General features: G+C 64.7%; 7 protein-coding genes. 5 read left to right on the forward strand and 2 right to left on the reverse strand.

The window, feature by feature from the left end:
- Window positions 1-414 precede the first annotated feature (414 nt).
- Window positions 415-615, forward strand: a complete 201-nt coding sequence (locus L8H00_RS18120) for a hypothetical protein (protein ID WP_242098706.1) — start codon at window positions 415-417, stop codon at window positions 613-615.
- Window positions 616-698: 83 nt separating this feature from the next.
- On the opposite strand, the gene L8H00_RS18905 is transcribed toward L8H00_RS18120, so the two are convergent.
- Window positions 699-827 carry a hypothetical protein gene (locus tag L8H00_RS18905; RefSeq protein ID WP_277924567.1) on the reverse strand — a complete coding sequence of 43 codons (129 nt, stop codon included), beginning with the start codon at window positions 825-827 and terminating at the stop codon, window positions 699-701.
- Window positions 828-875: 48 nt separating this feature from the next.
- Here L8H00_RS18905 and L8H00_RS18125 point away from each other — a divergent pair, with 48 nt between their 5' ends.
- The 4 genes from L8H00_RS18125 to L8H00_RS18140 all read left to right on the forward strand — a co-directional run bounded on the left by L8H00_RS18125 (window position 876) and on the right by L8H00_RS18140 (window position 9,606).
- Complete coding sequence (locus tag L8H00_RS18125) at window positions 876-4,910, forward strand: strawberry notch-like NTP hydrolase domain-containing protein (protein ID WP_347340753.1); 4,035 nt, start codon at window positions 876-878, stop codon at window positions 4,908-4,910.
- A gap of 126 nt (window positions 4,911-5,036) precedes the next feature.
- Window positions 5,037-7,100 carry a ParB/RepB/Spo0J family partition protein gene (locus tag L8H00_RS18130; protein ID WP_242098707.1) on the forward strand — a complete coding sequence of 688 codons (2,064 nt, stop codon included), beginning with the start codon at window positions 5,037-5,039 and terminating at the stop codon, window positions 7,098-7,100.
- A 139-nt stretch (window positions 7,101-7,239) separates the two neighbouring features.
- The gene (locus L8H00_RS18135) at window positions 7,240-8,163 is read left to right on the forward strand and encodes a zincin-like metallopeptidase domain-containing protein (protein ID WP_242098708.1); all 924 of its coding nucleotides are present in this window, start codon (window positions 7,240-7,242) and stop codon (window positions 8,161-8,163) included.
- Between the two features lie 189 nt (window positions 8,164-8,352).
- Complete coding sequence (locus tag L8H00_RS18140; RefSeq protein WP_242098709.1) at window positions 8,353-9,606, forward strand: divalent metal cation transporter; 1,254 nt, start codon at window positions 8,353-8,355, stop codon at window positions 9,604-9,606.
- A gap of 203 nt (window positions 9,607-9,809) precedes the next feature.
- On the opposite strand, the gene L8H00_RS18145 is transcribed toward L8H00_RS18140, so the two are convergent.
- Window positions 9,810-11,687, reverse strand: coding sequence for a CHASE3 domain-containing protein (locus L8H00_RS18145; protein ID WP_242098710.1), 1,878 nt, complete (start codon window positions 11,685-11,687; stop codon window positions 9,810-9,812).
- Between the last annotated feature and the right edge of the window lie 276 nt (window positions 11,688-11,963).

Genomic DNA, 11,963 nt, shown 5'->3' on the forward strand with positions numbered 1-11,963 from the left:
ATGCGCCGCTATGCGGCGCGCGCCGCAACTGGGCGATTTCTTCGACGCCCTAGCGGACGATCCGGAGATGAGCGCCATTGAGGATCCCACTCACCTCGCAGCGCTCGCTGCGTCGATCGAGGCCGAATACGGCGACACCAGTACCATGGACCCACGACCATGAAGCCGCTTCCCGCAACCTATCTGGAGCATCTGGCGGGCTATGATGCGCCGCTGCTGAAGGCGGCACGTGACAACGCGGCTGAGCTTCGCTCGCCAGTATAATTACTTAACCCTCAGCAGTTAATTGGAAACGGTCAACCCGATCCAATCCGAGTCTAATTCGACTTGCCCCATCTAGGGAACTTTACGTACTTAGTCGCACTACAGCTTCGCTAACCGCAACAGGTGGCATCTTCCGCAAGGATCTGAAGTATGACGCCCAGTCCCCCACCCGTCGCTCTCATGAGGATGGCGCTCGCCTTGCTCGACAAGGATGGAGGATACAGCCCCATCACCGCCTGTCACCTGCAGGCGGCGATCGACGCGGCGACCGGCGCGCTTCCGCTGCAACCGGGCGAGGAACTACCGGACGAAGCCCTTTCTTCGTTTGAGATAACCTCGACGCATAAATAAGCTTCACAGAGGAGAGGGAGCCTTCGGCTTGTTGATCCGGTGATGACCACCGGGCGATAAACCGGAGGCCCTCGATGCGCACTTCAGCCGCAGCTCTCGAACTCGATTTCACCGAACCCTCGATCATCGCCGCCAAGGCGGTTGCTGACACCATTGCCAGGAATGGATCGCTTCAGCGCGAGACGCTGCTGTGGGTGATGGAGCAGGCTCATGGCGGATCTTCCGCCGATGGGCGCTGGTCGCTGCGCGACGCTTACGACATGCTCGAACTCGCCGAGGTCATGTACCTCGCCAAAGCGGATCTTCCCGCTGATCCCGGCGCTTGCGTTGCTGCGCTCACGGAGCTGGTCGCTAGTCTGCCGACCCACACGGTCCGCAGTGAAGAGCAGATCGAACTTCAGCAATTCTCCACCCCTGCCCCGATTGCCTACCTCGCTGCGCTCGCTGGCAGGATCGCGGCCACGGATCTGGTCCTCGAGCCCTCTGCCGGCACCGGCCTCCTCGCAGCGTTCGCGCAGCGCGTTGGTGCCCGCCTGGTCCTCAACGAGATCGATCCGGCCCGCGCCGAGATGCTTAGCGCCGCCTTCCCGGGCGTCGCGGTCACACGCCACGACGGCGAGCTGATCCACGATCTTCTCGAACCAACCATCCGGCCCACGGCCGTCCTTATCAACCCGCCCTTCTCGCGCAGCATCGGCCGCCATGCCGACCCGCTGGCCGCGTTCCGGCATCTCCGCGCCGCCTTGATGCGTCTTGGTGCCGGAGGCCGCTGCGCTGCCATCCTGCCCAATCGCGTCGACACGTCCAGCCGCGCCTGGGTCAAAGCGACCGAGGGCTCCATACTGACGCTGCACCTCGAATTGCCGGCGAACGCTTATGCCAAGCACGGCACCAGCCAGACCGTGAAGATAATGGTACTGGAGAAGGGGACCGGCACGTCTGCCGAGCTGATCCGCTGCGCCACCCTCGCCGAGGCCCTCGCGGCCATCACCGCTCGTACGCCCGTGCCGGCGATCGTGCCCGTCACGCCCGCGTCCTCCCTGCTCACCCGCCCCAGCGGGCGCAGCTCGCTGCTTGGCAGCCTCGCGAGCAAACCGCGCCTGAGCGCTCCCACGGCAAAGGCCGCGCTACCGCAGGCAGCGACGCCGATCGACTACACCGTGTTCGCCGAACCGCTGCCAACCGGCGAAGCCGTCGGCGTGTACCTGCCCTATCGGCCAAGCCGCATCGCCATCCCCTGCGCGTCCGCGCATCCGACAGCTTTGGTGGAATCGATTGCCATGGGCTCGATCACGGCGCCGCAGCCGATCTATGTCCCCACGCTTCCGCAAGCCGTCGTCGACGCGAAGACGCTCTCGGACGCGCAACTCGAGACGCTGATCTATGCCGGCGACGCCTTCGAGCGCGACATCCCCGGCCTGTTCACGCCCGTAGAGGAGGGACTCTCCGTCGCACCATCCGAGCACGGCCGTCACTACCGGACTGGCTTCTTCCTGGGTGACGGCACCGGCGCCGGCAAGGGCCGCCAGGTCGCCGCGATCATCCTGGATCAATGGCTGCGCGGTCGCCGTAAGCACATCTGGATCTCGAAGACCGAGACGCTGCTCGAGGACGCACGCCGCGACTGGACCGCCGTGGGCGGTCTCGCGCTCGACATCCAGCATCTCAACCAGTGGAAACTCGGCACCGCCATCGGCGCCGGCGAAGGCATCCTCTTCCTCACCTATGCGACGCTGCGCTCCAATCGCGGCGAAAAGGGTACCCGGCTCCAGCAGATCCTCGAATGGGTTGGTGACGATTATGACGGCATGGTCGTGTTCGACGAGGCGCATGAGATGGCCGGTGTCGCAGGCGGCGAAGGCCGCTTCGGCACCAAGGACGGCTCCGACCAGGGCATTGCCGGCGTCCGGCTGCAGAACCTCCTGCCCCGTGCCCGTGTCCTCTACGTGTCCGCGACCGGCGCGTCCGACGTCAACAATCTGGCCTATGCCACGCGGCTTGGCCTCTGGGGTCCGGGCACGGCCTTCGCCGATCGCCGAACCTTCGTCGACTCCTTGCGCCGGGGCGGGATCGCCGCGCTGGAGCTGATCGCGCGCGACCTGAAAATGCAGGGGCTCTACGTCTCGCGTGCGTTGAGCTTCGCCGGCGTCGAATATGACATCCTCGAACACAAGCTGACCATCGACCAGATCGAGGTCTATGACGCCTATGCCGATGCGTGGGCGATCATCCACAGTAACCTTCGCGCGGCGCTGGACGCGACCCGCGTAACGGATAGCTTCTCGAACGACACCTACAACAGCGGCGCCAAGGCGGCCGCGCTGTCGATCTTCGAGTCCACCAAGCAGCGCTTCTTCTGCCAACTCCTGATCGGCATGAAGCTGCCCTCGCTCGTTCCCGCGATCCGAGCCGATCTCGCTCGCGGCGAGAGCGTCGTGATCCAGCTCGTCTCCACCAGCGAGGCGATGCTCAACCGGGCGCTTGCGGCGCTGACGGTTGAGGAAAGCGCCAATCTCGACATCGAGCTTTCCCCGCGCGAGTTCGTCATGTCGTATCTGACCGCCGCGTTCCCGGTCCGCCAGATGAAGACTTTCGTCGACGATACCGGTAAGACCCGCTCCGAACCGATGTCGGACGAGGACGGCCGACCTGTGTTCAGCCAGGAGGCGCTTGAGATGCGCCACAACCTCCTCGAGCAGCTCTGCGCTCTGCCAATCGTCGGGTCCGCGCTCGATCACATCATTGGGCGTTTCGGCACCGATGCGGTCGCCGAGGTGACGGGACGCAGCCGGCGCGTCATCATGGACGCCCACGGCCGCCAGCGCGTCGAAAGCCGCAGCCCCCGCACCAACCTCGCCGAGACGGACGCCTTCATGCGGGGTGCCAAGAAGATCCTGATCTTCTCGGATGCTGGCGGCACCGGCCGCAGCTACCATGCGAGCCTCCGTTGCGAGAACCAGACGCGTCGCAACCACTATCTCCTCGAGCCCGGTTGGCGCGCTGACGCTGCCATCCAAGGGCTCGGCCGCACGCACCGCACGCATCAGGCGACCGCCCCGCTGTTCCGGCCTGTGTCGACCGACTGCCGCGGCGAACGTCGCTTCATCTCGACGATCGCGCGCCGGCTCGACAGCCTTGGCGCGCTGACGCGCGGCCAGCGGCAGACGGGCGGACAGGGCTTATTCGATCCGCGCGACAACCTTGAAAGCGACTATGCCAAGGAATCCCTGGAACAGTGGTTCCGGCTGCTCGCCGATGGCAAACTGCGCTCGACCACGCTCGACCAATTTCAGAAGCTCACCGGCCTCGAGCTGGAGGGAGAAGGAGGCGGTCTCAAGGAAGACCTGCCGCCCATCCAGCGCTGGCTCAATCGCATCCTGGCGCTGCGCATTGCGCTCCAGAACGCGATCTTCGACGAGTATCTCGGCCTGATCGAGGCGCGCATCGAGGCGGCCAAGGAAGCCGGCACGCTCGATCTTGGCGTCGAGAGCATCAACGCCGAGCGGATCACGATCCTCGACCGCACCGTCATCCGGCGCGACCAGACCAGCGGCGCCGAGACCGAGATCCTCCGGCTCGAAACCGAGGAACGCTACAAGCCGCTCGCGCTCGATCGCGCGCTCAGGATCCTCGGCGACGATGCACGGCCGATGGTGAACCGGAAGTCGGGCAAGGCGGCGATCCGGTGCAGCACCTATTCGCTGACCGACGATGATGGCGAGATCGTGCGCCGCTACGAGCTGGTTCGCCCCACCCGCAGCGAGCGGATGCGGCAGGATCTTCTCGTCGAGACGATGTGGGAGGAGGCGAGCGAAGACGAGTTTGCCGCGCTGTGGCAGGCCGAGGTCGAGGAGATGTCGGGCAAGACTCGCACCAACACCCTCTACCTCGTCACCGGCCTGCTCCTCCCCGTCTGGGACCGCCTGCCCGACGATCACGTCCAGGTCTGGCGTCTCAACACCGACGACGGCGAGTCCTTCCTCGGCCGCATCGTCCCTGCCCCGTTAGTCTCCAAGCTCGCGGACGCCTTCGGCATCGCCGCGACTATCACCGTGTCGGGAGCAGAGACCGCCAAGCACGTCATCACAAGCGGCGAGATCGCGGCCGTGGGCGCGTACCGGCTGAAGCGCAGCCTGGTCGCGGGCCAGCAGCGCCTCGAACTGCTCGATTGGCCGCACACGCGGCTTGCCGAGCTGAAGGCGGCCGGATGCTTCACCGAGATCATCCAACATAAGACGCGGATGTTCGTCCCCGTCGCGACGGCCGCGACCGTGATCGACCGCATCACCGCCTGACCGACACCGGGCTCTCTTTCCGCCCCGCAAAGGGAGGGGAGGGAGCCTTCGGCTTTGTGAGCTTGGAGGACCAGGCTCGCGCGACCGTCGGACAACGGCGCGCTTATTCCAGATGGAGTACGACCGATGATCCAGTCCGTGAAGGTCAAGAACCTGTCGCTGTCGAAGGACAATGTGCGCAAATCCAACCGCGACGCCGGGATCGACACCCTCGCCGCCAATATCGCCGCCCAGGGGCTGTTGCAGAACTTGATCGTCACCCCGCTCAAGAAGGCGGGTACGTTCACCGTCAAGGCGGGCGGTCGCCGCTTGCGCGCGCTCCAGCTCCTGATCGAGCAGGGCACCCTCCCCGCTGACCACACCGTTCCCGTCCTTGTGCTCAGCGACGACGACAACGCGATCGAGGCAAGTCTCGCCGAGAACTTCCAGCGCGTGCCGATGAATCCGGCCGACGAGTGCAGCGCGTTCAACTTCCTGATCCAGAAGGGCATGACCGCCGAGGACGTCGCCAAGCGTCAGGGCGTGACCACCCGGTTCGTCGAGCAGCGCGCGCGCCTTGCCGAGCTGGCTCCTGCCGTGTTCGAGGCGCTCGCAGCCGGCGAGATCACGCTCGGTGTTGCGCAGGCTTACGCCGTCACCACCGACGTCGACCGCCAGGCCCGCGTGTTCGCTCAGATGAGCACGTCCTACTATGGCGACAACCCGGACAACATCCGGCGCGCCATCCTCAACGGCACGGTCAAGGCGAACGACGCCAAGGCCCGTTTCGTCGGTCGCGAAGCCTATGTCGCCGCAGGCGGCCGCATCGAGGGCGACCTGTTCGCCACGCAAGGCGATGAGAACTGGATCGACGTTGACCTGATCGAGACGCTCGCCGCCTCGAAGCTCGAAGCCGCAGCGGCCGAACTGGCGCGAGACCAGGGCCTGGCGTTCGTCACGCCGATCGCGGCGACGCACGTCCCCTACGACCTCGAGCGCCAGCTGCACGAGTTTCACGCCCCTGCCCGCGCCCTCACCGAGGACGAGACCGCGCGTGTCGAAGTCCTGTCGGCCGAGAACGACACGCTGATCGACCAGCTCGAGCAGGAACTGCCCGACGGCAGTACCGAGGCCGAGGCAGCGAACGCGCGTATCGAGGCGATCGAGCGCGAGCTGGAGACCATCGAAGACGCTCGTCACGAGATCGATCCGGCGCTGAAAGCGCAGATCGGCACGTTCGTCTATATCGGCGGTGACGGTGAACCCCGCGTCCACACCCGCCTCTTCAGCGAAAAGCCGGTCGTGGATCCGAACGCTCCGCCCAAGGAGACGGGCGCTGCAAACGGCGACGCCGGCGACGGCGACGGCGAGCAGGGTCCGAAGCTCAGCGCTACGTTGATCGATGAACTGGCGACGCAGCGCCGCCAGATCCTCGTCGCTCACATCGCCAGCGACCCGGCGATGGCACTCGACCTCACCATCTTCCTGATGGCGCAGAACGTGGTCTTCGAGCAGGCTCACATCCCCAACCACTCGACCCTGAAGTCGAGCGCCGCAGCCTTCCCGATCTTCGCCTTCCGCGACGAGGGATCGATGGCTTCGCAAACGATCGACGATCAGCGCCAGAAGCTCGACACGAGCTGGGCGGGTCTACCGACCATGACCGCCCGCTTCGACGCCTTCCGGGCGCTCGATGACGAAGCACGAGGCGCGTGGGTCGCGTTCTCGATCGCGCGCACGCTCGAACCGACGCTCAACGTCGCCGACGGCTATCGCAGAAACGGCTTCCACGACCATCTCGGTCGCCTCCTGGACATTCAGGCCGAGAATTGGTGGCGCCCGACCGCCGAGAACTTCTTCGGCCGGGTTAAGAAGACCGTCATGCTCGACGCGCTCGAGGAGATTGGAGGCCCGATCCTGCGCGGCCGCTACAAGGACGCCAAGAAGGGCGACCTTGCCGGCACCTGTGCCTCGCTGTGCAACGGCCAGGGTATCGTCGAGGCTGAGATCCGCGAGAAGGCGACGGCCTGGTTGCCGGAAGCCATGCGCTTCGACGGCATCGAAAAGGCGGCGCGCACCGCGCTGCGCTCCAGCTTCACCGACGACGAGACCGGCATCGATCCCGACGAGGACGAAGAAGGCGACCTCGACGGGGGTGACGATGCACCGATCGATCACGATGACGAGGAGGATTTCAGCCAAGCGGCCTGACGCCGGCTTGCACATTTCGAGGCGACTGGGGGCGGCACTCTTCGCGGAGTGTCGCCCCTCTTTTTGTAACCCGACACCGCCTTTCCAGAGGGGGAGGAAGCTGACGCGGGTTCGCCTCAACCCAATCAGGAGAACGATCGTGGCACAGACCACCGACAAGCTGTCGCCTGCCGACATCATCACCAACACGATCATCGACAAGCTGGAATCGGGCGTACGCCCTTGGGTCAAGCCGTGGCGCCCCGGCCTGGGCGGTCGCCCGCTGCGCGCGACCGGCGACCCCTACAAAGGCATCAACTGCTTCTGGCTGTGGCTGTGCGCCGAGGGCGCGGGCTACAACTCGCGCACCTGGATGACCTACAAACAGGCGCAGACCCTTGGCGGCCAGGTCCGCGAGGGCGAGCGCTCGCAGATCGCGATCTTCTACAAATCCTACAGCAAGACCGTCGAATCCGTCGTCACCGGCGACACGACCGACGAGATGCGCCGCGTGCTGCGCTCCTACGCCGTGTTCAACTGCGACCAGATCGATGGGCTGTCTCCTGACTACTACCCGAGCCCGGTCAACATCGTGCCCCCGGCTGATGCCCTCCCCGACCGCGCGCAGCGCTTCATCAATGCGCTGCCCGCGACCGTTCACATGCGCGGCGATCGTGCGTTTTACGACCGCATCGCCGACAGCATCACCATGCCCCCTGTCGAGCTGTTCTCTTCGCGCGCCTTCTTCGCATCGACGCTCGCCCACGAGGCGGGCCACTGGAGCGGCCACCCCGATCGGCTCGATCGCGAGTTCGGCAAGCGTTTCGGCGACGACGCCTACGCTTTCGAGGAACTGTGCGCCGAGATGACCTCCGCGCTGCTTGGTGCGGATCTAGGACTTCCCACTTCGCATCTCGACGACCACGCCGCCTATATCGGCTCGTGGTTGAAGGTGCTCCGCAAGGACAGCCGCGTGATCATGACCGCTGCCGCCAAGGCCGAGGCGGCCGCCAGCTATCTGCTCCGCGCGACGGGGCTGGACGTCTCGGCCGAGCCCGAGGACAAGATCCGTGAAGCGGCATGATCGCTCCGGCAAAATCGGCAGCGCTGAGCCTTATTCGATTGGCGCGTCATCGACTGACGATCGCCACGCCAGGCGGACCCTGTTTTTTCATCGGGCGGGCAGCAGCACTCCTGAGCTCATGCGAAACGCTGGAATGGCATCGTCCATCGTGCGAACGGGAGCCATATAGGAGCGCGTATGAGGATTGGAATGCGGTTGCGCTCGGTCGCGCTGTTCGAGCAGCTCGGCCCCGGCCTCGTTACAGGCGCCGCCGACGACGACCCGAGTGGGATCGCCACTTACAGCCAGGCGGGTGCGCAATTCGGGTTCGGCCTACTGTGGACCATGATCCTGACCTATCCACTAATGACCGCGGTGCAGCTGGCCAGCGCGCATATTGGCAGGGTTACGGGGTGCGGGCTGGCCAAGAATATGGGTGACCTGCTGTGGCGCCCATTGGTGACGGGGCTGGTCGTGCTCCTGTTCGTCGCCAATACGATCAACATCGGCGCTGACTTGGCCGCCATGGGCAGCGCGGCCGAACTCGCAACAGGCGGCAGCGCACACCTTTTTACCGTCGCCTTCGCGATTGCCTCGCTCTTACTACAAATGTTCCTGCCATACCGGCGCTATGCCGGAATGCTGAAGTGGCTGACGTTGACTCTCCTGGCTTATGTGGCGCTGGTTTTCATCGTCCGGGTCGACTGGGCTGCCGCGCTGAGAGGCATGGTAGTGCCAGAAATCGCCGGAGAGACAGCGGTGGTGACGATCGTCGCCGTGTTTGGGACGACGATCAGCCCATATCTGTTCTTTTGGCAGAGCGCGCAGGAGATGGAGCAAGTAGCGCTGGATCCTAAAGCTAGGCCGCTGACCAAGGCGCCGTCGCAGGCGCGGGCGGCTTTCAGCCGTATGCGGCTCGACACCTTCTTCGGCATGGCGGTATCGAACCTCGTTGCGCTTGCGATTATGATTGGGACCGCGGCAACGCTGCACGCTGCAGGCAAGGTGTCGATCGACACGGCGGCAGACGCCGCCAAGGCGCTGGAGCCGCTCGCCGGAAAGTTCGCATTCGTGCTGTTCAGCCTCGGAATTATCGGCACGGGATTGCTCGCAGTCCCCGTGTTGGCGGAATCCGCTGCCTATGCCATCGGCGAAACGCGGGGCTGGAAATGCGGACTGGACGAGCGGCCGTGGGAGGCGGTTGGGTTCTACTCGGTCATCGCGCTCGCCACGCTTCTCGGGATCGCGATCGATTGGTCGCCGCTCGATCCCATCAAGGCGCTGTTCTGGAGTGCGGTGGTCAACGGCGTGGTGGCGGTGCCCATCATGGTGGCAATGATGGTGGTTGTTTCGCGGCACAGTGCCATGGGCAAGTTCACCGCATCCCGGAGCCTCCGGTTCTTCGGCTGGACTGCGACCGCCGTGATGGCCTCGGCGGCGGCGGCGATGATCTTCGTCCAATAGAAGTAGGACCAGATAAGCGGCGTCCAGCTACCGGAAAGAAGAGGCCAGCCGCCGGCGGCTGGCTTTCAGGTCGCCAAATCGGCTGAACCGGCAATCGTCGAGCGATGCCCGCGCCGGCACAGGTCACATCAATTTTCTGACGATCGCTGCTCGCGCAAGCTCTCCTGCAGCCGACCGCCAGCGCGCTCGGGATCGATGTAGCCCTAGCTGCGATTAATCCCCTGCCCGTCAAGAACCTGCCGCACTTTCACGGCAAGCTGGTCGATCCCAAATGGCTTTGAAATGAACGCGACGCCCGGGTCGAGCACGCCGTTGTGGACGACGGCGTTGCGGGTATAGCCGGTCGTGAATAGCACCCGCAGACTTGGTTGCTGTTTGCGCGCACGATCGGCAAGCTCGCGACCATTCATGGCGGGCATCACGATATCGGTGAACAACAGGTCGACGCGCGGCTGAATCGCCAAAACGGCCAATGCCTGGGTGCCGTCGGACGCCTGAACGACCGTGTAGCCGAGCGTGCGCAGCGCATCGACCGACATGTGGCGCACCCGCTCGTCGTCCTCGACCACGAGGACGATCTCGTCTTTCTGGGCACGCGGTAGCGGGCTAGCGGCAGCTTCGTCCTGCGCTGCGGTCGTGGCCGAGCCGAGATAGCGTGGTACGTACAGCTTGACCGTCGTGCCCTGATCGGGCTCGGAGTAGATTTTGACGTGGCCGCCCGACTGCTTAACGAACCCGAACACCTGGCTGAGGCCAAGCCCGGTGCCCTTACCCACCCCTTTGGTAGTGTAGAACGGATCGAACGCGCGCTCGATCACATGCGGCGGCATCCCGGTTCCGGTATCGGTAATACAGAGCACGACATATTGACCTGGCTCGACCTCGTCATGCGCCGCGGCATAGCGCTCGTCGAGATGAGTGTTGTTGGTCTCGATCGTCAGTTTGCCGCCATCGGGCATCGCGTCACGGGCGTTGACGCATAGGTTGAGAACGGCGTTTTCCAGCTGTCCGGTATCGATAAAGGCCGGCCAAAGGCCGCCTGCCAGCACCGTTTCGATTGCGATGTGCTCGCCGATCGTCCGCCGCAACAGTTCCGACATCCCTCCGACCAGTTTGTTGGCATCGACGGCACGGGGCTCCAGCGGTTGCTGGCGCGAGAAAGCAAGCAGCCGAGCGGTCAGCTGCGCCGCGCGTCGCGCCCCTTCGCTCGCGTTGTCCATGCAGGACTTCGCCTTGTCGGGATCTGAGGTGAAACGGAGGCGGGCGAGATCGAGCGAGCCGATGACGATGGCTAGCATGTTGTTGAAGTCGTGCGCGATACCGCCGGTGAGCTGGCCAATGCTCTCCATCTTCTGCATCTGACGCACTTGCTGCTCGGCCGCCTTGCGCTCCCCCATTTCCTGGGTGAGGCGGGCGTTTGCCGCTTCCAGGGCGTCGCGACTCGTGATGGCGTCGCGCAAGCGCCCTCCGGCGTCGCGGATTGCGATCAACGCCAACAGTAGGATCGCCAACCCGCTGGCGAGCAATCCCACCTTGACGAGCGACGCCTGACGATGCGCTGCAGCCTCACGCTCAATTAGCAGCCGTTGCTCCTCGGCACTCATCGCCGCGATCCCAGCTCGGATGCCATCCATCAGCTGTTTGCCTTGCCCGGTTCGCACGAGCGCGAGCGCGTGAGCCGGGTTGCCGTTGCGATAGGCCTCGATCGTGACACGCATCAGGTCCTGACGGCGGTTCGTCATTGCGCGAAGGCGAACCAGGCGTTCGCCTTGGCTGGGGTTGTCCGCCACGGCATGCGCTAGTCCTGAGAACTCGACGCCCAGCCCGGCGAGACTCGTATCATAAGGCTCCAGATAGGCCGTCTGCCCAGTCAGCAGGAATCCTCGCTGACCACTCTCAGCTTCCTGAAGCCGCGACTGGATCGTCGCTAGCCGCTTTTGCACTTCCTCGGTGTGTTGGACCCATCCCACCGCGACTTCCTGTCGACCGACCAGCCACAGCGTGCCCAACACGGTGATCGCCAGCAGCGAGAAGCCGATGATCAGCGGGATGAGGGAGCGGTATCGAGGCTTCGTCAGCATGGCGGTTTCATGCCGAAATCGTTCGGAGGGAACAAGGAGGACCAATGAGCTTGTAACCGATTGGAGAATCGATCGTTCTCGCTCGTTGGCTCCTGGCTGTTCCCTGATTTCGTCATAGGCTGGTTCATATGCGTGATACCCCTCCCCAGCATCCCCGACCGCACAGCGATCGGATCGCCCGCTTGGTGCTCGACGGCGCCACCGACTTTGCGATCATCTCGATCGACCTCGACGGCAAGGTCACCAGCTGGAATCCGGGTGCCGAGCACCTCTTAG

The organism is Sphingomonas sp. CROZ-RG-20F-R02-07 (assembly GCF_022662335.1).
In the GTDB taxonomy this organism is placed as follows: domain Bacteria; phylum Pseudomonadota; class Alphaproteobacteria; order Sphingomonadales; family Sphingomonadaceae; genus Sphingomonas.

Bases quoted from the DNA above. Each gene is read 5' to 3' on its own strand.
- L8H00_RS18145 (WP_242098710.1), bottom strand. From the start codon at position 11,687: ATGCTGACGAAGCCTCGATACCGCTCCCTCATCCCGCTGATCATCGGC.
- L8H00_RS18120 (WP_242098706.1), top strand. From the start codon at position 415: ATGACGCCCAGTCCCCCACCCGTCGCTCTCATGAGGATGGCGCTCGCC.
- L8H00_RS18140 (WP_242098709.1), top strand. From the start codon at position 8,353: ATGCGGTTGCGCTCGGTCGCGCTGTTCGAGCAGCTCGGCCCCGGCCTC.
- L8H00_RS18125 (WP_347340753.1), top strand. From the start codon at position 876: ATGCTCGAACTCGCCGAGGTCATGTACCTCGCCAAAGCGGATCTTCCC.
- L8H00_RS18905 (WP_277924567.1), bottom strand. From the start codon at position 827: ATGAGCCTGCTCCATCACCCACAGCAGCGTCTCGCGCTGAAGCGATCC.
- L8H00_RS18130 (WP_242098707.1), top strand. From the start codon at position 5,037: ATGATCCAGTCCGTGAAGGTCAAGAACCTGTCGCTGTCGAAGGACAAT.